At 69.8% G+C, this 21,752-nt stretch carries 17 protein-coding genes; 10 read left to right on the top strand and 7 right to left on the bottom strand.

Going from position 1 to position 21,752, the window contains the following annotated elements; all coding sequences use genetic code 11:
• Positions 1–16 precede the first annotated feature (16 nt).
• The 3 genes from EV138_RS34470 to EV138_RS34460 all read left to right on the top strand — a co-directional run bounded on the left by EV138_RS34470 (position 17) and on the right by EV138_RS34460 (position 4,053).
• Positions 17–1,639 carry a sensor histidine kinase gene (locus EV138_RS34470; protein ID WP_133984352.1) on the top strand — a complete coding sequence of 541 codons (1,623 nt, stop codon included), beginning with the start codon at positions 17–19 and terminating at the stop codon, positions 1,637–1,639.
• Between the two features lie 52 nt (positions 1,640–1,691).
• Positions 1,692–2,357 carry a response regulator gene (locus EV138_RS34465; RefSeq protein ID WP_133984350.1) on the top strand — a complete coding sequence of 222 codons (666 nt, stop codon included), beginning with the start codon at positions 1,692–1,694 and terminating at the stop codon, positions 2,355–2,357.
• A gap of 175 nt (positions 2,358–2,532) precedes the next feature.
• The gene (locus EV138_RS34460) at positions 2,533–4,053 is read left to right on the top strand and encodes a MinD/ParA family ATP-binding protein (protein ID WP_133984348.1); all 1,521 of its coding nucleotides are present in this window, start codon (positions 2,533–2,535) and stop codon (positions 4,051–4,053) included.
• A gap of 64 nt (positions 4,054–4,117) precedes the next feature.
• Here the strand turns inward: EV138_RS34460 and EV138_RS34455 are convergent, their stop codons facing one another.
• The 4 genes from EV138_RS34455 to EV138_RS34440 all read right to left on the bottom strand — a co-directional run bounded on the left by EV138_RS34455 (position 4,118) and on the right by EV138_RS34440 (position 7,429).
• Positions 4,118–4,915 carry an ABC transporter permease gene (locus tag EV138_RS34455; RefSeq protein ID WP_133984346.1) on the bottom strand — a complete coding sequence of 266 codons (798 nt, stop codon included), beginning with the start codon at positions 4,913–4,915 and terminating at the stop codon, positions 4,118–4,120.
• Complete coding sequence (locus tag EV138_RS34450; protein WP_133984344.1) at positions 4,912–5,565, bottom strand: DedA family protein; 654 nt, start codon at positions 5,563–5,565, stop codon at positions 4,912–4,914. Before EV138_RS34450 ends, EV138_RS34455 begins: the two co-directional genes overlap by 4 nt.
• Positions 5,562–6,479, bottom strand: coding sequence for an ATP-binding cassette domain-containing protein (locus EV138_RS34445; RefSeq protein ID WP_133984342.1), 918 nt, complete (start codon positions 6,477–6,479; stop codon positions 5,562–5,564). Before EV138_RS34445 ends, EV138_RS34450 begins: the two co-directional genes overlap by 4 nt.
• 116 nt (positions 6,480–6,595) lie before the next feature.
• Positions 6,596–7,429: an alpha/beta fold hydrolase gene (locus tag EV138_RS34440; RefSeq protein WP_133984340.1), complete on the bottom strand. Its 834-nt coding sequence runs from the start codon at positions 7,427–7,429 to the stop codon at positions 6,596–6,598.
• A gap of 145 nt (positions 7,430–7,574) precedes the next feature.
• Between EV138_RS34440 and EV138_RS34435 the strand changes: the two genes are divergently transcribed.
• The gene (locus tag EV138_RS34435; protein ID WP_202867046.1) at positions 7,575–10,403 is read left to right on the top strand and encodes an ATP-binding protein; all 2,829 of its coding nucleotides are present in this window, start codon (positions 7,575–7,577) and stop codon (positions 10,401–10,403) included.
• A 3-nt stretch (positions 10,404–10,406) separates the two neighbouring features.
• On the opposite strand, the gene EV138_RS34430 is transcribed toward EV138_RS34435, so the two are convergent.
• Positions 10,407–11,690 (bottom strand): NAD(P)/FAD-dependent oxidoreductase, encoded by a 1,284-nt coding sequence (locus EV138_RS34430; RefSeq protein WP_133984338.1) that lies wholly within the window; start codon positions 11,688–11,690, stop codon positions 10,407–10,409.
• Between the two features lie 123 nt (positions 11,691–11,813).
• On the opposite strand from EV138_RS34430, the gene EV138_RS34425 reads away from it, so the two are divergent.
• The 3 genes from EV138_RS34425 to EV138_RS34415 all read left to right on the top strand — a co-directional run bounded on the left by EV138_RS34425 (position 11,814) and on the right by EV138_RS34415 (position 16,334).
• Positions 11,814–14,546, top strand: coding sequence for a helix-turn-helix transcriptional regulator (locus EV138_RS34425; RefSeq protein WP_133984336.1), 2,733 nt, complete (start codon positions 11,814–11,816; stop codon positions 14,544–14,546).
• A 129-nt stretch (positions 14,547–14,675) separates the two neighbouring features.
• On the top strand, positions 14,676–15,425 hold the full coding sequence (locus tag EV138_RS34420) for an SDR family oxidoreductase (protein ID WP_133984334.1): 750 nt from the start codon (positions 14,676–14,678) through the stop codon (positions 15,423–15,425).
• Positions 15,426–15,440: 15 nt separating this feature from the next.
• On the top strand, positions 15,441–16,334 hold the full coding sequence (locus EV138_RS34415) for an SDR family oxidoreductase (RefSeq protein ID WP_133984333.1): 894 nt from the start codon (positions 15,441–15,443) through the stop codon (positions 16,332–16,334).
• Positions 16,335–16,351: 17 nt separating this feature from the next.
• Here EV138_RS34415 and EV138_RS34410 read toward each other — a convergent pair whose 3' ends face one another.
• Positions 16,352–17,173: an alpha/beta hydrolase gene (locus EV138_RS34410; protein WP_133984331.1), complete on the bottom strand. Its 822-nt coding sequence runs from the start codon at positions 17,171–17,173 to the stop codon at positions 16,352–16,354.
• Positions 17,174–17,352: 179 nt separating this feature from the next.
• Between EV138_RS34410 and thrS the strand changes: the two genes are divergently transcribed.
• Together thrS and EV138_RS34400 are read left to right on the top strand one after the other, a co-directional pair.
• Positions 17,353–19,377 (top strand): threonine--tRNA ligase, encoded by a 2,025-nt coding sequence (gene thrS, locus EV138_RS34405; protein WP_202867045.1) that lies wholly within the window; start codon positions 17,353–17,355, stop codon positions 19,375–19,377.
• A gap of 110 nt (positions 19,378–19,487) precedes the next feature.
• Positions 19,488–19,985 carry an HIT family protein gene (locus EV138_RS34400; protein ID WP_238158580.1) on the top strand — a complete coding sequence of 166 codons (498 nt, stop codon included), beginning with the start codon at positions 19,488–19,490 and terminating at the stop codon, positions 19,983–19,985.
• A 15-nt stretch (positions 19,986–20,000) separates the two neighbouring features.
• Here EV138_RS34400 and EV138_RS34395 read toward each other — a convergent pair whose 3' ends face one another.
• On the bottom strand, positions 20,001–20,963 hold the full coding sequence (locus tag EV138_RS34395) for a hypothetical protein (RefSeq protein WP_238158558.1): 963 nt from the start codon (positions 20,961–20,963) through the stop codon (positions 20,001–20,003).
• A gap of 84 nt (positions 20,964–21,047) precedes the next feature.
• On the opposite strand from EV138_RS34395, the gene pgsA reads away from it, so the two are divergent.
• On the top strand, positions 21,048–21,749 hold the full coding sequence (gene pgsA, locus EV138_RS34390) for a phosphatidylinositol phosphate synthase (protein ID WP_238158557.1): 702 nt from the start codon (positions 21,048–21,050) through the stop codon (positions 21,747–21,749).
• Positions 21,750–21,752 lie beyond the last annotated feature (3 nt).

Here is a 21,752-nt window from a genome sequence, read left to right as displayed (position 1 = left end):
TGTAGCGTCTGGTGCCGTGACGTGGAAGCGTGCGGGTGACCTCGGACTGTGGGCTGCGCTCGGGCTGCTGGTGCTTGGTGAGAGCGGCGCCAGAGGCGATTCGTACTGGTTGCGCGCCGGCTACCTGACGATTCTCGCCGCGGCCGTCCTGCTTCGCCGTGCCTATCCGCTGGTGGCGCTGGCGCTGGTCGGCGGTACGGAGATCGTGATCCTCGCGATCTCGCTCGGCACGACCGATGGTGTGTCGATCGCGCTGGTCCCCGCGATCGCGTTGCTGAGCTATCTGGCCGGTCGGCGGGAGAGCCAACCGCGGTACTTCCTGATGACGGTGAGCTGGGGGCTGGTCGGGCTGCTCGTTCTGGGCCTGGGCTTCCGTCGCGATGTCGCGGTGACGAGCACGGTACTCAGCTGGCTGCTGATGCTGCTCCTCGCGTTGCTGGTGGTCGTGTTGCCCTGGCTGATCGGCCGGTACCGCGCACAGCAGGTGTTGCTCGCGTCGGCCGGATGGGACCGGGCCGAGCGGATCGAACGGGAACACCAGCTCGAGATCGACCGCGAGAGACTCAGAGAGCGCTCTCGGATCGCTGAGGACATGCACGACTCGGTCGGTCACGAGCTGAGCCTGATCGCGCTGCGGGCAGCCGCGCTCGAGATCGACGCCGAGTTGCCGGAACGTCATCGCCGGGCTGCCGGAGAACTTCGCGAAGCCGCGGCGACGGCGACCGAGCGTCTTGGCGAGATCATCGGCGTACTGCGCGACGCGGACGCCGAGGCACCGCTGGTTCCGGCGCGCGATTCGGTGGCGGATCTGGTCGACCGGGCGGCCGCGTCGGGGCTCGCCGTACGGCTGATCCAGCACGGCACCGGCGAACTGAGTCCGATGGTCGATCGCGCTGTCCACCGTGTCGTCCAGGAGTCCCTCACCAACGCCAGCAAGCACGCTCCCGGTGCTGCGGTGACCGTCACCATCACCCACGAAACCAGCACGGAAGATGTCGTGGTGCGGGTTGTTGATGGTGGGGCGGAGCGGGTGGTGGGTGAGGTGGTGTCCGGGGGGCGTGGGTTGGCTGGGTTGGGAGAGCGGGTGCGGTTGGTGGGGGGAATGCTGACGGCGGGGCCGCGGGTAGGTGGCGGGTTCGAGGTGGTGGCGCGGATGCCGCGGAGAGGTGGGAAGCCTGAGCCGGAGCAGTTGGCGGGGACGCCGGCGGCTGCTGAGCGGGATACCGTACGGCGGCGGGCCCGGCGGGGGTTGATCACCGCGATCGCCGCGCCGTTGGCGGTGGGCGCCGTGGTCGGGATCGTTGCCCTCGGCTACTACTTGATCGCCGGGTACAGCTCGATCCTGAAGCCCGAGCAGTACGACCGGATCGAGCTCGGGCAATCGCTCGACGAAGTGGAGAAGGTGCTGCCCGCGATGCAGATGGTCGATCCGCCGACCGGTCGGCTGCCAGAGCCGGCCGAGTGGAGTTGCCGGTACTACCGGCCGGACATTCCGTTCGCGATCACCTATGCGTACCGGCTGTGCTTCCAGAACGACCGGCTGGTGGCGAAGGACGTAGTACAGACCGGTTCGAGACCGCCCACCCCCGAGGGCACGTCCGAACCCGAAGGCACGGCGACGACTGAAGGCCAGCGATGACTGAACGGCGGGCGATGACTGAACGGCGGGCGACGACTGGGGGAGTGGCGTGGTGATCAGGGTGCTGTTGGCCGACGACGAAGCGTTGGTGCGGGCGGGTGTTCGGGCGATTCTGGGGTCGGACGACTCGTTCGAGGTTGTTGCCGAGGCGGCCGACGGGATCGAGGCGGTCGAGGCTGTGCACCGGCATCGGCCGGATGTCGCCGTACTCGATATCCGGATGCCGCGGTTGGACGGGCTCGCGGCGGGCGCCGAGATCAAGCGGACGTCGCCGGACACGGCGGTGGTGATGCTGACGACGTTCTCCGAGGACGCCTACATCGCCAAGGCGCTCGGTGACGGGGCGAACGGGTTCTTGCTGAAATCGGGCGATCCGCGGGAGCTGATCGCGGGGCTGAAGGCCGTTGCCGATGGGGCTGCCTATCTGTCGCCGAAGATCGCTCAGCGCGTCATCGCCGAACTAGCCGCGGGTGCGGGCGGCGGGCGGATGGCACGGGCTGCAGCTGCCAAGGATCAGGTCGACGAGTTGACCCCGCGCGAACGCGAAGTACTCGCACTTGTCGGCGCCGGGTTGTCGAACGCGGAGATCGCAGGGCGGCTGTACCTGGTCGAAGGCACCGTGAAGGCCTACGTCAGCGCCGTACTCGGCCGGCTGGGCGTCAAGAACAGAGTCCAGGCCGCGATCATCGCCTACGAAGCCGGCCTCGTCGCCGGCTGACGGTGGACGGGTGGGCAGGAGCGGGAGTCGGGGGGCGACGCTCCGGCGGGTGACGTCGTCTGGACTGCACGTCATGGGATAGTGGAGCCTCCCGGGCGGACCCAGCCTGGGAGCAATCCAGCAAACCCGGGAGCGGCAGCCCCGCTCCCTTTCACAGAATCGGGGGATCGAGGTCGTGACCGACTCGCACAACTCCGGACAGCACAAGGACCGGGAAGCAGCGGCCGCCGAGGTCCGGAGGATGTGGCAGCCGACTCCTTCCTGGACCCAGCCGGATCCGAACGCCGTGCCCGAAGCGGTCGACGAGGACGTCACCGAGGACGAGCAGCCGGACGCGCTCTCGAAGGACTACCCGGGCGAGACGTGGTCGCAGCCCGCCAAGGCCACCCCGGCCGAGCCACGGCAGGCGCAGGCCCAGCCGTGGGCTGCCAAGTCGGCCGACCCGGAGCCGACGGCCCAGCCGGCCCACGCTGCTCCGCAGGACGACGCTGCCCCAGCAGACCCGTGGCGTGCCGCCCAGTCGGCTCATGCTGCTCCGCAGGACGACGCTGCACCAACAGACCCGTGGCGCGCGGCCAAGCCGGTCAACCCGCCGCCCGCGGACCCGTGGAGCACGCCTGCCGCTGCCGCCGACCCCTGGAAGCAGCCCGCCGCCGAGAGCGAGACCCCGCCGCAGCAGAGCGGCTCCGGACTCTCCCCGGCCGCGCAGCACTTCTTCCCGCAGGGCATCCCGGGCCAGCAGGCACCGCAGCCCGACCGGCCGGTCTCGTACCGCGCGGACGAGCTCCTGCAGGCCCTGCCGTTGCCCCGTGAAGCTCCGGCGGAGAAGGGCGTCCGTAGCGTGCTGCGGCTGCGTCCCGGTTCTGCCGAGCGCAGTGAGCGGATCGCCCGCGCCACAGCCGCGACAGCCTTCCGCCGCCCGGTGACGATCACTGTCGCCAACCCCAAGGGCGGTTCGGGCAAGACGCCGACCACACTGCTGCTGGCGGGTGCACTCGGTCAGGCCCGCGGTGGCGGTGTCGTCGCCTGGGACAACAACGAGCTCCGCGGCAATATGCACCTGCGCACTCACGACACGAACGCCAGGTCCACGGTCACCGACCTGCTGCAGGCGATGACGATGCTCACCCAGCCGGACGCGCGCCTCGGCGACGTCGGCGCGTACCTGCGGCACCAGGTGTCCGGCCAGTACGACGTACTGACGTCCGCCACCACGACATACGCGCAGATCGAGGCCAAGGACTTCGACCAGATCCACCGGCTGCTGAGCCGCTTCTACAAGGTGCTGGTGATCGACACCGGCAACAACGAGGGCTCCAGCAACTGGCGCGAGGCGATGAAGGCCTCGGACGTCCTGGTCATCCCGATCAAGTGGAAGAGCCTGTCCTGCGCAGCTGCCGTGCAGATGCTGGAGGAGCTCGACCACCAGGGGCCGGACGCGCAGCGGTTGATCCGTCGCGCGGTGATCGCCGTCAGCAACGGCCCGGGCGACGTCAACAAGGACGTCGAGAAGCAACTGCGGCCGTACTTCGAGTCGCGGGCGGCCGCGGTGATCGACATCCCGACCGATCCGCACATCGCCGCCGAGGGTCCGCTCGACCACTCGGCGCTCCAGCCGGCCACCCGCCGGGCGGCGCTCGAGCTGGCGGCGAAGGTCGCCGAGCAGATCACGATCGCCCTCAACGTCCCACGCTGACCTGACACACAACAGAACCGCAGGCGGTGGCCGATGAAAGCCACCGCCTGCGGTTCTTCAGTTGTCAGGCATCCCGTCGGCACAGCACCTTCACGCCGATCCACAGCCCAGCAACGGCCCAGAGGACCAGTACTACGAGGCTCAGTGTCGGCGAGAGCGGATCGGTGTTGCCCGAGAGAAAGTTCTGCCCGGCTCCGCCAGGAAGCAGCGCGGACAGCCACACGAGCGCCCGGATGCTGCTCTCGCCAAGCATCAGCGGGATCATCAACAGCAGCAGGAACGCGGCGGTCAGCGTTCCCGCCGTACTGCGGATCAAGAAGGCGATGCCGACGGTGAAGAGCCCGGCCAGCATCAGGTAGGTCGCGATCGACAGCAGATCGACGACCAGGGGTCGCACACTCCAGTCGGCCCAGTGCCCCATCGCGAGTCCGCCCGAGACGGCCGCGAGCAATCCGACGAGCAGGCCGTAGCCGAACAAGACCGGTGCGAGGACAACCGACTTGGCCAGCACGACGTTCCGCCGTACGGGAGTCCACTGGACTGTCGAGCGGATGCTGCCGGACGAGTACTCCGACGTCACGGGGAGCATCGCGAAGGCGGCGACGACGACCTGTATGATGATCACCGCGCTGACACCGACTCCGCCGACCGCGGATTGTCCCGGGAAGTCACCTGGTGGCCGATGAGCGTTGTCGTACGCCGTGGAGAAGCCGAACTGGATGCCGAGCAGCCCCGTCAGGCCGGCACCCGCGACGAGGTTCAGCCAGGTCGACCGGACCGTCCACAACTTGGTCCATTCCGACGCGATCGCTCCGGCCAGACCTGTCGACCTCTGCTGGACGGTGATGGTTGCCGTGCTCATCGTTCTCCTGCCTTGACCAATTGGGGCTCAGCCTCAAGCTGAGGTTGACCGGTACGCCGGGAGCGGCGCCGGTGCCGGACGACCTCGACGATCGCCGTGACGGCGAGTGCGAGACCGATGCCCAGGGCAACGCCCTTGAGCGGGTTGTCCTCGAACGCCTTGCCGCCGAGGTAGCCGACGAGTGAGCAGTAGCAGCCCCACGAGACGGCCGCGAGGGCGGCGAAGAAGGTGAAGTGGCGGAGCGGGTAGCGGACCGCGCCCATCGTCAGCGTGACGGCGGTGCGTCCACCCGGCACGTACCGGGCGACGACGAGAACGAGGCCGCCCCGTTCTTCGAGTGCGTTGCGGGACCAGCTGACCATCGCGTGCCGCTTGGTCCCCGGCTCGGCCCGGTCCATCAGGCGGCCGCCGGCGCCGCGCCCGAACGCGTAGGAGACGTGGTCGCCGACGAAGGCGCCGGCCGCGGCGACCGCGATCACGGCGTACAGGTTGGGTTCGCCGGTCGCCGCGAAGACGCCGGCCATCACGACCAGGGTCTCGCTCGGGATCGCGGGGAAGAATCCGTCGAGGGCGGCGAAGCCGAACAGGGCGGCATAGATCCACCAGGACGACATCAGTTCCTCGGCGAGGTGCAGGATCGCGTCGCTCACGAGGCCACCGCCACGCCGTACTCGACGCTGTCGGCGGTGAGTTCCATGTAGGCCTCCTCGAGCGAAGCCTGCTTGGTCCGCAACTCGTGCAGCCGGATCCCGAGTTCATGCGCGAGATCGCCGACCCGCTCGGCCGGTACGCCGGTGACGATCAACTCCCCGGCGCCCGTCTCGACCTGCTCCGCCTCGCCGGCCAGCCGATCCCGCAGTACTGCGAGGTCCGCGGGCACCGGGACTCGCGCGTGGACCGCGCTTCGCGAGGAGCCTGCGATCACGGTGCTGATCGGGGAATCGGCGATGAGGCGGCCCCGCCCGATCACCGCCAACTGGTCGGCGGTGAGCTGCATCTCGCTCATCAGGTGACTGGACACGAAGACGGTCCGGCCCTCCGCGGCGAGCGAGCGCATCAGGTCGCGAACCCAGCGGACACCGTCCGGGTCGAGGCCGTTCACCGGCTCGTCGAACATCAGGATCTCGGGGTCGCCGAGCAACGCGCCCGCGATGCCGAGCCGCTGACCCATCCCGAGCGAGTACTGGCCGGCCCGCTTCCTCTCGACCGTGGTCAGGCCGACGATGGAGATCACCTCGTCCACCCGGCTGACCGGGATGCCGTTGCTCCGGGCCATCGCGATCAGGTGGTTGCGTGCGCTCCGGCGCGGGTGCAGGGCCTTCGCGTCCAGCAGGGCACCGACCTTGCGCAACGGCACCGGCCAGTCGGCGTACGGGCGGCCGTCGACCAGCGCGCTGCCGCTGGTGGGGGCGTCGAGGCCGAGGATCATCCGCATCGTGGTGGACTTGCCGGCGCCGTTCGGGCCGAGGAAGCCGGTCACCCGGCCGGCCGCGACGGTGAGATCGAGAGCGTCGACAGCGGTGGTTTCGCCGTAGGTCTTGGTGAGTCCTTCGAGGCTGATCACGAGGGCCCTTTCCCTGGTTCGTTGTGTGGTTACGAACCTAGGAATCCGGACCCGGCGATACATCGGACTTCAGGCGTCACCGACCCCTGACTTTCGTCAGGTCATGTCGAGCCTGCCTACTTGGTGAGGAAGCCGATCAGGGCCTCGTTGACCTCGTCGGCATGGGTCCAGCACAGGCCGTGCGGAGCGCCTTCGAGGACGACGTACTCACTGCCCTTGATCGCCTCGTGGGTGGCTTTTCCACAAGCATCGATGGGAAGGACGCGGTCCACAGTGCCGTGCATGACCAGGACCGGTACGTCGATCTTCGGCAGGTCGGCCCGGAAGTCGGTGTGCCACGTCGCCACGCAGGCGATCGTCCCGACCGGCGAGGCGCCGACCGCGGTGTTCCAGGCGTCCCGGACGGCCTCGTCGCTGATCCTGCTACCGAGGTTCTCGTCGAGGTTGTAGAAGTTCTGGTTCCAGTCGGTGAAGTACGCCGGCCGGTCGGCCCGGAGCCCGGCGGCGATCTCGTCGAAGACCTCCTGCGGAACGCCGTCGGGCGTCTCGGGCGTCTTGAGCAGGTAGGGCGGCACACCGGCGATGAACACGGCCCGCCGGACCCGTTCCGACCCGTAGGTGCCCAGATAGCGGGCGACCTCGCCGCCGCCCATCGAGTGCCCGGCGAGGTCGAAGTCGCGAAGGTCCAACGCCTTGACCAGGGCGTCCAGGTCGGCGGCGAACGTGTCGTAGTCGTAGCCGACGCTGGGCTGGCTCGACTTGCCGAAGCCCCGACGGTCGTAGGTGATGACGCGGAAGCCCGCCTCCAGCAGGGCTCGTTCCTGCCTTTCCCAGGCCCGGCCGCTCAATGGGAACCCATGGATGAGCACGACCGGCTGACCGGTGCCGTGGTCCTCGTAGTAGATCTCGATGTCGGCGGAGTTCTCCTGGCCGACGGTCACGTAGGGCATCGCAGCTTCCTTCCTGTCCGGTGTTCCGGCTCGGTATGTCCTCGACCAGCGTTGCGCCGACGGCGTACGTTCGGATCCGTGAGTCCCTGGGAAGCGATCCCTGATCGAACCCCCCGGGGCAGGTGGGAGCGAACGGAGAGCCGAGATGGACAGGGAACCGGCGATCAACCTCGTTGACCGCGGCGCTCCGATGTCTCGGCGGCGGGCCGGCGGCCGGTCGACGGCCAGGACGGTGCTGCCGTTGCGCGGCCGGCAGGCCGAATGCCGACGGCTGCAACGGCTGGTGGAGGCTGCCCGGCACGGCGACAGCCAGGTCCTGCTGATCTCCGGCGAGGCCGGCATCGGCAAGTCGGCGCTGCTGGACTATCTCGTGGCGGAGACGGCGGAGTGCCGGGTGCTGCGAGTGGCCGGCGTACAGGCCGAGGCCGAGCTCGTCTTCGCCGGCCTGCACCAGCTGTGTGCGCCCCTGCTGGACCGGCTCGACCGGATCCCGGAGCCGCAGCGGGAGGCGTTGAGCACGGCCTTCGGTCTGCGGGTCGGCGCGGCACCGGATCGTTTCCTGGTTGGTCTGGCCGTGTTGAGCCTGATGGCTGCTGGAGCCGCGGAGCAACCGCTCATCTGCGTGGTCGACGACGCGCAGTGGCTGGATCGCGCGTCCGCGCAGACCCTGGCGTTCGTGGGGCGCCGGCTGGTGGCCGATCCCGTGGCGCTGGTGGTCGCGATGCGCGATCCGGGCGACGACCAGTCGTACGCCGGGTTGCCGCAGCTGGTTCTGCGCGGGCTGCTGGAGGCGGACGCGCGAGAACTGCTGGCCGGCGCGATTCCGGGACCGTTGGACGAGCGAGTTCGCGACCGCATCATCGCGGAGATGCGCGGCAACCCGCTGGCCTTGCTGGAACTGCCGCGCGGCCTCACGTACGCCGAGCTGGCGGGTGGCTTCAGGCTGCCGGAGGAGGAAGATCTGGCCGGCCGGATCGAGGACAGCTTCCAACGCCGGCTGGCCACTCTGCCGCCCGCTGCTCGCCGGCTGCTGCTCGTCGCGGGTGTCGACCCGACCGGCGACCCGGCGCTCATCCACCGCGCCGCGTCGCGTCTCGGAATCACCGTCGACGCTCACGACCTGCCCGAGTTCGCGGGCCTGCTGGACTGGGGCCGGCACGTGACGTTTCGTCACCCACTGGCCCGCTCGGCCGTTCACCGTGCGGCGTCGCCGGAGGAGCGCCGGCAAGCACACCGAGCCCTTGCCGAAGCCACCGATCCGGTCCGAGACGCCGACCGGCGCGCCTGGCACCTGGCGTACTCCACCGAAGGGCCGGACGAATCAGTCGCGGCCGAGCTGGAACGATCCGCCGGCCGCGCAAGAGCGCGCGGTGGTCTGGCGGCGGCCGCCGCCTTCCTCGAACGAGCGACCGAGCTGACGCCGGACCCGCCGCAGCGAGTACGCCGTGCGATCGCCGCGGCCGAAGTCACGCTCCAGCTCGGCGTGCTGAGGTCGACATCGGCACTGCTGTCCATCGCCGAGAACGGACCACTCAACGATCTCCAGCGGGCGCAGCTCGACCTCCTGCGGGCAGAGGCAGCGTTCGCGGCCAGTCGCGGCCACGAGGCTCCGCCACTACTACTGGGCGCCGCGCGCCGGCTCGAACCGCTGGACGCCCAACTGGCCCGCGACACCTACCTCGACGCGATCTCCGCCGCCATGTTCGCCGGACGGCTTGCGAGCCGCACTGGCGTCGGTGTGACGGAGGTGGCTCAGGCGGCGCGACAAAGAGCACGCTCACCGCAGCCGGACCGTGGTGACCTCTTGCTCGATGCCCTCGCCGGCCTCTTCACCGACGGGTACGCCGCCGCTGTGCCGTCGGCGCAGCAAGCGCTTCGGGCTTTCCGCGCCGGCGACCTCAGCTCGGACGACGGGTTGCGCTGGTTGTGGCTGGCGGATGCCATCGCCGCGGACCAGTGGGACGACCAGAGCTGGGACGTTCTTTCCGGCCGCCACAGCCGGCTGGCCCGGGAAGCCGGCGCACTGAGCCAGCTGATCCTCGCGCTCAACTCCCGTATCGTGTTCGAGCTGTTCACCGGCCACTTCCGGACCGCGATGGCGCTCACGGACGAGGCGGCCGTTGTCACCGAAACGATCGGCAGCAACCTCATGCCGTACGGCGCCGTCTGGCTGGCGGCCTGGCGAGGAAGCGAAGAAGACGCTCTCCAGCTGATCACGCCCGTGTCGGCCGAAGCGGCCGATCGAGGCGAGGGCATCGGCGTCACAGTCGCGCAGGCCGCCGGCGCACTGTTGGCCAACGGACTCGGCCGGTACGAGGTCGCCTTGGTCGAGGCTCAACGGGCCAGCGAGTCGCCGGTGGAACTGGCGGCTTCCAACTGGGGGCTGACCGAGCTGATCGAGGCGGCCGCCCGTCTGGGCCACGACGACCTCGCCGCCGACGCTTTCGCTCGCCTCTCGGAGATGACGAGTGCGAGCGGCACCGAGTGGGCGCTGGGACTGGAGGCCCGGTCCCGTGCGCTTCTCAGCGATGCCGCCGAGGCCGAGCCGCTCTATCGCGAGGCGATCGCACGCTTACGTCGTACCGGGGTGCGGACGGAGCTGGCGCGGGCCACCTTGCTGTACGGCGAATGGTTGCGGCGGCGCGGACGCCGGCTGGACGCTCGGGAGCAACTGCGGTCGGCCAACGAGATGTTCTCGGTGATGGGTGCCGCAGCGTTCGCCGAGCGAGCCTGGCGTGAGCTGGCCGCGACGGGGGAGAAGGCGCGCAAGCGGACCGTTCCCAGTACCGGGCGGCTGACGGCACGCGAGACCCAGATCGCGCGCCTGGCGCGCGACGGCCTGTCCAATCCCGAGATCGCCACCCGGCTGTTCGTGAGTCCGCGCACTGTCGAGTACCACTTGGGCAACGTCTTCACCAAGCTCGGCATCACCTCCCGGCACGAGCTCAACCGCGTACCGGGCGACGTCACCTGATCGTCAGCCCGGGCTGGTGCATTCCAGCCGGACCCGGTCCGCACCGACCAGACCGAGCTGGACCGCTCGGGGAGGCATCAGTGCGTTGATGCCCCAGTCCGCCGCAGTACGAGTCCGGTTGCCGGGCAGCGAGTACAGGTGATAGCCCCTGGTCACTGTCTTCGCGGCCGGGCCGGACAGTGGGAGCTGCAGTGGGTTCGCGGCCGCCTTCCAGCCGCCGAGGTCGACCAGGAAGCCGAGGTCGTGATGTTTGTAGGGCTGGAGCTCATCGCCTCGCAGTGAGGCGGCGACGTTGCGGGCGACCAGCGCGCCTTGGCGCTGCGCGTGCTGGGCGGTCATGCCGGTGATCGAGCCCGGACGGGTCAGATCGGGTACGGCCGCGCAGTCCCCGCAGGCGAAGACGTGCGCGCGGCCGCGCACGACGAGTGTCTCGTGGACCTGGAGGCGGCCGCGGTCGGTGGGCAACGACAACGCCTCGACCAGTGGGTCCGGGCGTACGCCGACGCACCAGATCAGCGAACGGGTCCGGATCTCCTCGCCGGTCGTCAGCCGCAGACAGTCGGGGCCCGCGTGCTCGACGGATTCACCGACGCGGACGTCCACACCGCGACGACGCAGTACGCGGTCGGCGGTTGCTGACATCTGGGGACTCAGACCGGGGAGGAGCCGGTCGGCCAGGTCTGCCAGCAGCCAACGCACCGGCTGGTTGCGCAGGGCCGGAAGCTGACGAACCAGCCGAGCGGTGAACAACTGGCCTTGGGCAGCGACCTCCGTGCCCGTGTACCCGGCACCGATGACGACGAACGTACATCTGGCATCCCGTTCGTCACGATCGTCCGTCATCGCGGCCAGCTCCAACTGACGAGTGATGTGGTCGCGGAGGTACAGCGCCTCGGAGATACCGCGGAAGCCGTGCGCGTACTCGGCCACGCCAGGGATCGGCAGCAACTTGTTCACGCTGCCCGCGGCGAGCACCAGGCGATCGAAGTCCATGACACCGGGGCGCCCTTCGGGATCGACCCACTCGACCCGGTGGTTGTCGATGTCGACGTCCGTGACCGTGCCGAGCACCAGCTTCACCTTGGGCAGCCGGTCCGGCAGCGAGACACAGATCCGGCGCGGCTCGAGGATCCCCGCGGCCACCTCGGGCAGCAGCGGAACGTACAGGAAGTAGTCCGTCGGGTTGATCAGGACGATCTCGGCGTCCGGCGCGGACTTCTGCAGCCCTCTGGCCGCGTGGTAGCCGGCGAAGCCGGCCCCCACGATCACAACACGGGGAGCGTTCATGCCGGCCAGCGTGCAGGTCCGGCGGCGTACGTCGCATCCGGGAGGCACGGGGCCGGGGTACCGGGGGCCCGCGTCGCCGGCAGGTTCTGGCTAAGGAGGGCCGAGGAGAGTTAGCTTCGAACCATGTTGGTGGACCGGCGCACCGAGCGCCGGCAACTCGATGCACTCCTGGCCGACCTGCGGGGCGGAGCCAGCCGGTCCCTCGTGATCTCCGGGGAGGCCGGCATCGGCAAGTCGGCACTGCTGGGCTATCTGGTGGCGGAGGCATCGGGCTGCCGGGTGGTGCGAGCGGCCGGCGTACAGGCTGAGGCGGAGCTGGCCTTCGCGGGCCTGCATCTGCTCTGTACGCCGCTGCTGGGTCATCTGGACCGCATCCCAAGGCCTCAGCAGGACGCGCTTGCCACCGCGTTCGGCCTGCGGACCGGTGCCCCGCCGGACCGCTTCCTGGTGGGGCTCGCAGTGCTGAGCCTGCTGGCTGCCGCCGCGGCCGAGGGTCCGCTGCTCTGTGTCGTCGACGATGCCCAGTGGCTGGACCGGATCTCCGCGGAGACCCTCGCATTCGTCGGACGCCGGCTGCTGGCGGAGTCCGTCGGACTGGTGTTCGCGGTGCGCGACCCGCTGGACGAGCGGTCGTTCAGTGGCCTGCCGCAACTGGCGCTTTCTGGTCTGCCGACGGAACACGCACGCCGGCTGCTGGCCGCGGCGATTCCAGGAGCCCTGGACGAGCGGGTCCGTGATCGCATCGTCGCCGAGACGCGCGGCAATCCACTGGCCCTGCTGGAGCTGCCGCGCGAACTCAGCTACACCCAGCTGGCCGGTGGCTTCGGTCTGCTCGACGCCAAGAGTCTGGCCGGGCGGATCGAGGACAGCTTCCGCCGTCGGCTCGCGCCCCTGTCGCCGGATCGACGCCGGCTGCTCCTGCTCGCCGCGGTCGAGCCGGTAGGCGATCCGTCCCTGGTACGCCGGGCGGCGGGGCAGCTCGGCATCCAGGTGGACGGGCTGGATCCCGCGGGGTTCGCGGGCCTGCTGGAGATCGATGAGCGGGTCACCTTCCGGCACCCGCTGGTTCGGTCGGCGATCTACCGCGAAGCGAGGCCGGAGCAGCGGGCGGAGGCGCACCGTGCTCTGGCCGAGGTGACCGATCCGGACACCGACGCGGATCGCCGCGCCTGGCACCTGGCCCATGCCGCGAGCGGTCCGGACGAAGAGGTGGCGGGCGAACTGGAGCGCTCTGCCGGGCGGGCGCAGGCGCGGGGCGGGCCGGCCGCGGCGGCCGCCTTCCTCGAACGTGCCGCCGTCCTGACCGCGGATCCGGGACGCCGGGCGGGACGTGCGCTGGCCGCGGCCCAGGCCAAGTTGCAGGCCGGCGCGTTCGACGCGGCAGGAGACCTGCTGGCGATGGCCGAGGCCGAAGAGCTGAGCGAGTTGGACCAGGCACGCGTGGACCTGCTGCGTGCCCAGCTGGCGTTCGTCACCAGCCGGGGCCGCGAGGCGCCGCCGTTGCTCCTCAAAGCTGCCCAGCGGCTGGAGCCGATCGACGTCGAGCTGTGCCGGGCGACGTACCTGGACGGCCTGACCGCCGCGATGTTCGTCGGCATGCTGGCCAGCCCTGGAGGCGGCACGCTCGAGGTGGCCCGGGCTGCCTCTACAGCGCCCCGGTCGAGCAATCCCCGGGCGCCGGACCTCCTGCTGGACGGCCTGGCGGCCAACTTCACCGAGGGCTACGCGGCGGGGGCACCTTTGCTGCGGCAGGCGCTGGCCGAGTTCGGCACCGGCATGTCGCCGGCAGAGGAGTTGCGTTGGCTGTGGCTCGCCACTGAGGCGGCCTTGCACCTGTGGGACGACGAGTCCTGGCACGCGCTGTCCCACCGGTACGTCGAGTTGGCGCGCGCCGGCGGGGTGCTGAGCGAGCTACCGCTGGCCCTGAGCACGCACGCATACATGTTGCTGTTCGCCGGCGAGTTGACCAACGCGAGATCGCTGGTCGACGAGGGACTCGCGGTGACCGAGGCGACCAGCAGCAACCTGGCGCCGTACAGCGCGATGGCCCTTGCGGCGTACTGCGGCCGGGAGGCGGAGGTGTCGGGCCTCATCGAGGACACCATCCCCGACGTGGCCCGGCGAGGCGAAGGTATCGGGACAGCCGTCGCGCACTGGACCAATGCGGTGCTGCACAACGGCCTGGGCAACTATCCGGAGGCGATGAGCGCCGCCCAGGAGGCCCTCCGCCACCAGCAGTACCCCGACCTGCGCTACCCGGGCGTCGCGAACTGGGCCGCCGCCGAGCTGATCGAGGCAGCCGTCCGGAGCGGCCGCCGCGATCTTGCTGCCGAGGTGTTCGACTGGATCGCCACCATGACCGGTGCAAGTGGCACCGGCTGGGCGCTCGGTCTGGAAGCTCGCTGCCGGGCATTGCTGAGCGATGGTGATCAAGCGGAGGCGCTGTACAAAGAGGCGATCGACCGGCTCGGGCGGACCCGAGTGGGTACCGAGTCGGCCCGTACGACGTTGCTGTACGGCGAGTGGCTGCGCAGGCAGGGCCGGCGGCTGGATGCCCGGCAGCAGTTGCGGGCGGCCCACGAGCAGTTCACGGCGATGGGTGCCGAAGCGTTCGCGGAACGGGCCCATCACGAGCTCGTGGCGACGGGGGAGAAGGCGCGGAAGCGCACGGTGACCACAGCGGGCGCGTTGACGGCGCGGGAGTCACAAGTCGCGCGGCTGGCGCAGAACGGCCTGTCGAACCCGGAGATCGGTACCCGGTTGTTCCTCAGTCCGCGCACCGTCGAGTACCACCTGGGCAACGTCTTCGCCAAGCTCGGCATCACCTCCCGGCACGAGCTCAGCCGCGCCCTCTGACCTGCCGGGGGCTGGAAACCCGGGGGCGGAACCCCGGGTATGACGGGCGCTACCGGTGCCGATCGGCGCAACAGTGTCGGGATCCGCACCGCCGCGCAGATCGCGGCTTCCCGATCGGAGGGACTCGACATGACCACTCCCGGTACCAGCACCGGCCCACGGGTCGCGATCGTCACCGGCGGATCCGGCGGCATCGGGCGCGAGGTGTCCCAGCGGCTCGCCGCCGACGGGATGAGCGTCCTGGTGCACTACGCGGGCAACCCGGTCACCGCGGACGAGGTCGTCAAGGCGATCTCGGACGACGGTGGCACCGCCAGCTCCTTCGGCGCCGATGTCGCCGACGAGCAGCAGGTCGGCGAACTGTTCGACGTCGTCGAGGAGCGCTACGGCGGTGTCGACGTGGTGGTGCACACCGCGGGCATCATGCTGCTGTCGCCGCTCACCGAGTTCGACCTCGACGAGCTGGACCGGATGCACCGGATCAACATCCGCGGCACGTTCGTCGTGAACCAGCAGGCCGCCCGCCGGGTCCGGCCGGGTGGGGCGATCCTGAACTTCTCCTCCTCGGTGGTCAAGCTCGCCTTCGAGGGCTACACCGGCTATGCGGCCACCAAGGGCGCGGTCGACGCGATGACCCTGATCCTCGCCCGCGAGCTGCGCGGCCGGGACATCACCGTGAACGCCGTGGCGCCCGGTCCCACCGCGACAGCGCTGTTCCTGGACGGCAAGGACCAGGCGACCATCGACCACCTGACGAACCTGGCGCCCCTGCAGCGGCTCGGCGTACCGGCCGACATCGCTGAGGCGGTCTCCTTCCTCGCCGGGCCGGCCCGCTGGGTCAACGGCCAGGTCGTCTACGTCAACGGCGGCGTCATCTAGACCAGGAGGTCAGCCATGTCCAAGAACATCATCGTCACCGGTGCGTCGAGCGGGTTCGGCGCGATGACGGTACGCGCCCTCGCCGACGCCGGTCATCGCGTGTACGCCGGGATGCGGAACACCAGCAGCCGCAACGCAGCCGCTGTCGCCGAGCTCGCCGGCTACGCCGAGAGCCGGTCGGTCGACGTCCGTGCCCTCGAACTGGACGTCACCTCGCAGGACTCGGTCGACAGCGCGATCAAGGAGGTGCTCGCCGAGGCCGGCCGGATCGACGTGGTCGTGCACAACGCCGGCCACATGGTGCTGGGCCCCGCCGAGGCCTTCACGCCGGAGCAGCTGATGGAGGTCTACGACGTCAACGTGCTGTCGACGCAACGGGTCAACCGGGCGGTTCTTCCGCACCTGCGGGACCTCGGCGACGGGTTGCTGGTCTGGGTCGGGTCATCCAGCAGTCGCGGCGGCACCCCGCCGTACCTCGCGCCGTACTTCGCGGCGAAGGCTGCCGAGGACGCGCTGGCGGTCAGCTATGCCGCCGAGCTGGCCCGGTTCGGCATCGACACCACCATTGTCGTGCCCGGTTCCTTCACGACCGGCACCAACCACTTCGCCCATGCCGGCCATCCCGCGGACGCCGACATCGCCGCGGCCTACGACAGCCGGTACGCCGGTCTGATGGACCAGGTCGCCCAGCGGCTGGCAGCTCTGGCGCCCAGTACCGCGGACCCGACCGAGGTCGCACGTCAGATCGCCCGGGTCGTGGACCTGCCCAAGGGGAGCAGACCGTTCCGCGTGCACATCGACCCGGCCGACGACGGCTCCGAGCGGGTCAACGAACTCGGCGACCGGATCCGCGAAGAGTTCTACGAACGCATCGGCCTGACCGACCTGCTGGCCCCTCGGCTGTCTTGACCATCCCTGGTGGCGCGTCAACGCAGTACTGCGCGCAGCCAGGCCGCCGTACTGGCAAGGGTCGCCGCGCTGTCGAACTCGGAGTCCTCATGGCCTGCGCCGCCGACGAGCTCGAACCGGCTCCGTACGCCGGCGCGGACCAGCGCTTCGTGCAGGGCCGAGCCTTGGCCCGGTGGAACGATCCGGTCGCGATCGCCGTGAGCGATCAGGAAGGGTGGAGCCTGCGGCGAGACGCGGGTCAGCAGGCTCCATTCCCGGGCCCGCTCAGCCAGCCGTTCCGGATCGTCGATGCCCAACAGGTCCGCCTCGAACCGGAACGGCAGCAGCTTCGCCTCCAGTCGGCTCCGCGCGGCCGACGCCTCGAGGTCGACCTGACCGAACCAGTGCACGACCGCCTGGACCGCGGAGGACTGCTCGAGGTTGCCGCCCACCGCGCCCTCGAGCGCGCTGTCTCCTTCGGACAGAGCCAGCAACGACCCCAGATAGGCACCTGCCGACGCGCCCCAGACACCGATGCGCCGCGTGGAGAGTCCCAACTTCGGCCCCTCTGCCCGCAACCATCGCACCGCCCCCTTGAGGTCGTGCAACTGCTGCGGAAGAACCGCCTTCGGAGCCAGCCGATAGTCGGCCGAGACCACCGTCACGCCGTACGCGGCCAGAGGCGCCAGCCGCGTTGCGCCGTCTTCGCTTCTGTCGCCGCGCGCCCAGCCGCCGCCGTGCGCGTAGAGGACGACCGGTGTGTCCGGCTCGGCGGGACGGTAGATGTCGAGGCGCAGGTCTGTCCCGTCGACGGTCGCGTAGACGAGGTCGCGCTCGACCCTCACCTCGTCACTGTCCATCTGGTCTCCCTCGAATGCGGCCGTCCGATCGCTTTCACCCTAAACGTCGCGACCGGCATTTTCGTCAGGTTCCGCGCCGGCCGCCGGGCCTGTGGATGGGGCGTCGGGGTGTGGCGGCGGAGTGGATACCATCTCCGGTGTGACGGCCTGCTGTGGGCCGACCTACTTGAGGAGTGAACGTGCCGGAAGTCAAGGTCCATCTGATCGGCGTCGAGGGCGAGGCTGAGCGGAGTGTGACCGAGACGACGACGATCGGGGAGCTGTTCGCCGAGCTCTTCGGTCAGGATCGCTCCGCCATCGCGGCCAAGGTCAACGGCGAGCTGCGCGATCTCGCCCGGGTGGTCGAGGACGGTGACGAGATCGAGCCGGTCAAGGCCGACTCCGTCGACGGCCTCGCCATCATCCGGCACTCGACCGCCCACGTCCTGGCCCAGGCGGTGCAGGACCTGTTCCCGGACGCGAAGCTGGGCATCGGCCCGCCGGTCGAGAACGGCTTCTACTACGACTTCGACGTGGCCACTCCGTTCACGCCGGAGGACCTGGGCAAGCTCGAGAAGAAGATGCAGCAGATCATCAAGGAGCGGCAGCGGTTCAGCCGCCGGGTGGTCTCCGACGACGACGCCCGCACCGAGCTCGCCTCCGAGCCGTACAAGCTGGAGCTGATCGGGATCAAGGGCTCCGCGTCGGCGGACGCGGCCGAGGGGGCGAACGTCGAGGTCGGCGCCGGTGAGCTGACGATCTACGACAACGTCCGGCGCGACGACACCGTCGCCTGGAAGGACCTGTGCCGTGGCCCGCACGTCCCGGCCACCGGTTACCTGGGCAACTTCAAGCTGATGCGGGTCGCGGCGGCGTACTGGCGTGGCAGCGAGAAGAACCCGCAGTTGCAGCGCATCTACGGCACCGCGTGGGACACCCGCGACGCGCTGAAGGCGTACCTGAACCACCTGGAGGAGGCCGCCAAGCGCGACCACCGCAAGCTGGGCACCGAGCTGGACCTGTTCAGCTTCCCCGACGAGATCGGTTCCGGCCTGGCGGTCTTCCACCCCAAGGGCGGCGTGCTCCGCAAGGTGATGGAGGACTACTCCCGCCAGCGGCACGTCGAGGACGGCTACGAGTTCGTCTACACCCCGCACATCACCAAGGCGCAGCTGTTCCAGACCTCGGGCCACCTGGACTGGTACGCCGACGGCATGTACCCGCCCATGCACCTGGACGAGGAGCGCGGGCCGGACGGCGAGATCCGCAAGCAGGGCCAGGACTACTACCTGAAGCCGATGAACTGCCCGATGCACAACCTGATCTTCGACTCGCGCGGCCGGTCGTACCGCGAGCTGCCGATGCGGCTGTTCGAGTTCGGCACCGTGTACCGGCTGGAGAAGTCCGGCGTCATCCACGGGATGACCCGGGCCCGCGGCTTCACCCAGGACGACGCGCACATCTACTGCACCCGCGAGCAGATGCGCGACGAGCTGCGCGGGTTGCTGAACTTCGTGCTCGGCCTGCTCGCTGACTACGGCCTGGACGACTTCTACCTCGAGCTGTCGACCAAGAACCCGGAGAAGTTCGTCGGCTCCGACGAGGTCTGGGAGGAAGCCACCGAGACGCTCCGCGAGGTCGCGGAGGGTTCCGGGCTGGAGCTGGTCCCGGATCCGGGCGGCGCCGCGTTCTACGGGCCGAAGATCTCCGTCCAGGCGCGGGACGCGATCGGCCGGACCTGGCAGATGTCGACGATCCAGCTGGACTTCAACCTGCCCGAGCGGTTCGAGCTGGAGTACACGGCACCGGACGGTTCGCGGCAGCGGCCGGTGATGATCCACCGGGCCTTGTTCGGCTCGATCGAGCGGTTCGTCGCGGTGCTGACCGAGCACTACGCCGGCGTCTTCCCGCCGTGGCTCGCGCCGGTCCAGGTCATCGGCATCCCGATCACCGACGGCCACGTGGACTACCTGTACGAGGTGGCGGCGCAGCTCAAGGCCGAGGGGATCCGGATCGAGATCGACGCCTCCGACGACCGGATGCAGAAGAAGATCCGCAATGCCCAGAAGGCGAAAGTGCCGTACATGCTGATCGCTGGTGACAACGATGTGGCCATGGCGTCCGTTTCGTTCCGCTATCGCGACGGTTCACAGAAGAACGGCATCCCGATCGCCGAGGCCGTCGCCGAGATCGTCGACACGGTGAAGAGGCGCGTGCAGGTATGACCGACAACCCCCTCCTGCCCGGCGCCGACCAGCCGGGCGAGCAAGGCACCTCGCCGTACGAGCCGGACGAGCTCGCCGGGCGGGACGGGGTCGGCGTGCCCGATCCGTTTATGCGGTTGTGGACCCCGCATCGGATGGCCTACATCGAGGGCGAGAACAAGCCGACGAGTACGGACGCCGGCTCGGGGTGCCCGTTCTGCCGGATCCCGGGGCTGTCCGACGCGGACGGCTTGATCGCGGCGCGCGCGGAGTCGGCGTACGCCGTGCTGAATCTCTACCCGTACAACCCGGGTCACCTGATGGTGGTTCCGTACCGGCACGTCGCGGACTACACCGAGCTGACGCAGGCCGAGGTGGCCGATGTCGCGAAGCTGACGCAGCAGGCGATGCAGACCGTGCGCACCGTCTCGGCGGCGCATGGGTTCAACATCGGGATGAACCAGGGCGAGATCGCCGGTGCGGGGATCGCGGCGCACCTGCATCAGCACGTGGTGCCGCGCTGGGGAGGCGACACCAACTTCATGCCGGTCGTCGCCCAGACCAAGGTGCTGCCTCAACTTCTCTCCGACACCCGGGCACTGCTCGCCAAGTCCTGGCCGACCGACTGAAGCAGCGCCGCACGCTCACCGGATGAAGAGGGGGAGCAGGGGCCCGACGATGCCTACCAAGGTGTCGAGGGAGACGGGCCTGGCCGGGTCGGACAGCGCGGTCACGCGGACCACTCGGCGGCCTTCGCGGAACACGAGTTCGCCCTGGTCAGGCAGGTAGTAGCCGGGTTCGCCGATCGGGGCGAACGACGGTGGGGGAGTCGTGGAGATCTCCGGGATCGTCTCCTGGTCGAACGACTCCACGATCGACACGGTCGCGTCGAACGTGCCCCAGATACAGGTGAGCGCCCCGTTCACCCGGTAGTCGCGCCGCAACTGCACCTGCGCGCCGACGAATCGCTCCGCCGCCGAGGTGGACACCTGGCACGCGGCGTCCACCTGGCGAGCGTTCCGTAGTACGGCCGGTAGTGCGGCGCGCACGGCAAGGCCGATCGCGACCGCCTTGGCGCGATCGATCCCGGTCGCCGTACTGCGGTCGATCCCGCCCGGCGACGTGAGGCGGACGACTCGGTCGCCGGCCGCGAAGGCCAGCCGGGCCGTGCCGAGCCGGGCATCCGGGCCGAGCTCGGGGACGCCGCGGGTGAGCCCGCTCGAGAGCCGGCTGAGCGAATCGGGCTGTTTCGGGAGCGCGCTGACGCCGATCTGCACGGGCCGGTCGTCGAGCAGGAGAGTGCACAGATCGAGCGCGGGCAGGCCGCCGTCGTTCCAGGAGTACCGCTTGGCAGTGACCTTGACGCCGAGTTCCTTGCCGAGGGCGGTGCTGATCGCAGTACAGACCTGTGGACCAGGTGCTCCAGCGGTTCCGTCGAGGCCTTCCGGCTGCGGCGGGGCTACGGCGGCCGGCACGATCACCGCCGGCCGGCCAGGGTTCGGCCGGGCGTCGTTCGCCCGGCGCGCGACGGAGCAGCCGGGGGCGGTGAGGGTGATCAGCACTAGGGCGAGAAAGAGCCGGATCACGGCGCAACGTCGTACGGTCATCTCGCCTCCCAGTGAGCCAATGGTGCGCCTTCGGGGTGGCGCTGTCATCCGGTGGTGAGCGGCCTGGTCTACGATCGCGTCGCCATGCTTAACAGATTCCGGCAGTTCTGGACCAAGGTGATCTCGCCGATCGCCAACCTCTTGCTGAAGCTCGGCGTGAGCGCCGACGCCGTCACGCTGGTCGGCACCATCGGTGTCTGCGCCGGCGCGCTGATCTTCTTCCCGCGCGGCCACATCTGGCTGGGCGTGGTGGTGATCACCTGCTTCGTGTTCTCCGACCTGATCGACGGCTACATGGCCCGTACCTCGGGCACCTCGTCGAAGTGGGGGTCGTACCTGGACTCCACACTGGACCGGCTCGGCGACGGCGCGATCTTCGGCGGCCTCGTCATGTACTACGCCGGCAGCGCGGGCCACTCGCGATGGATGGCCGCGGTCACCCTGTGGGCGCTGGTGATGGGCGCGACCACGTCGTACGCGCGGGCCAAGGCCGAAAGCCTCGGGCTGCACGCCAGCGGCGGACTCGCCGAGCGCTCGGACCGGCTGGTGTCGGTGCTGGTGATCGGGTTCTTCTCGGACGTGCTCAACCTGCCGATCCTGCTCGAGATCGTTCTGTGCGTGCTCGCGGTGGCCAGCACGATCACGGTCGTCCAGCGCACGCTGAGCGTCCGCAAGCAGGTGCTGTCCGACCCGGCCAACGCAGGTCTCGGCACTCCGCCCACCGCCGGGCCCACGACGCCGGGCGAGGGGCAGCCGGGGGACAACCAGCGGCCGGCCACTTCCTGAGCC

It is taken from the genome of Kribbella voronezhensis, assembly GCF_004365175.1.
Taxonomy (GTDB): Bacteria; Actinomycetota; Actinomycetes; order Propionibacteriales; family Kribbellaceae; genus Kribbella; species Kribbella voronezhensis.
This window is presented reverse-complemented; position numbering and strand designations above follow the sequence as displayed.

What these genes read in the sequence shown, in the direction of transcription:
- EV138_RS34455 (WP_133984346.1), bottom strand. Translation starts at nt 4,915, where the DNA reads ATGAGCACGGCAACCATCACCGTCCAGCAGAGGTCGACAGGTCTGGCC.
- EV138_RS34440 (WP_133984340.1), bottom strand. Translation starts at nt 7,429, where the DNA reads ATGCCCTACGTGACCGTCGGCCAGGAGAACTCCGCCGACATCGAGATC.
- EV138_RS34435 (WP_202867046.1), top strand. Translation starts at nt 7,575, where the DNA reads ATGGACAGGGAACCGGCGATCAACCTCGTTGACCGCGGCGCTCCGATG.
- EV138_RS34430 (WP_133984338.1), bottom strand. Translation starts at nt 11,690, where the DNA reads ATGAACGCTCCCCGTGTTGTGATCGTGGGGGCCGGCTTCGCCGGCTAC.
- EV138_RS34425 (WP_133984336.1), top strand. Translation starts at nt 11,814, where the DNA reads ATGTTGGTGGACCGGCGCACCGAGCGCCGGCAACTCGATGCACTCCTG.
- EV138_RS34420 (WP_133984334.1), top strand. Translation starts at nt 14,676, where the DNA reads ATGACCACTCCCGGTACCAGCACCGGCCCACGGGTCGCGATCGTCACC.
- EV138_RS34415 (WP_133984333.1), top strand. Translation starts at nt 15,441, where the DNA reads ATGTCCAAGAACATCATCGTCACCGGTGCGTCGAGCGGGTTCGGCGCG.
- EV138_RS34410 (WP_133984331.1), bottom strand. Translation starts at nt 17,173, where the DNA reads ATGGACAGTGACGAGGTGAGGGTCGAGCGCGACCTCGTCTACGCGACC.
- EV138_RS34400 (WP_238158580.1), top strand. Translation starts at nt 19,488, where the DNA reads ATGCGGTTGTGGACCCCGCATCGGATGGCCTACATCGAGGGCGAGAAC.
- EV138_RS34395 (WP_238158558.1), bottom strand. Translation starts at nt 20,963, where the DNA reads ATGACCGTACGACGTTGCGCCGTGATCCGGCTCTTTCTCGCCCTAGTG.
- pgsA (WP_238158557.1), top strand. Translation starts at nt 21,048, where the DNA reads ATGCTTAACAGATTCCGGCAGTTCTGGACCAAGGTGATCTCGCCGATC.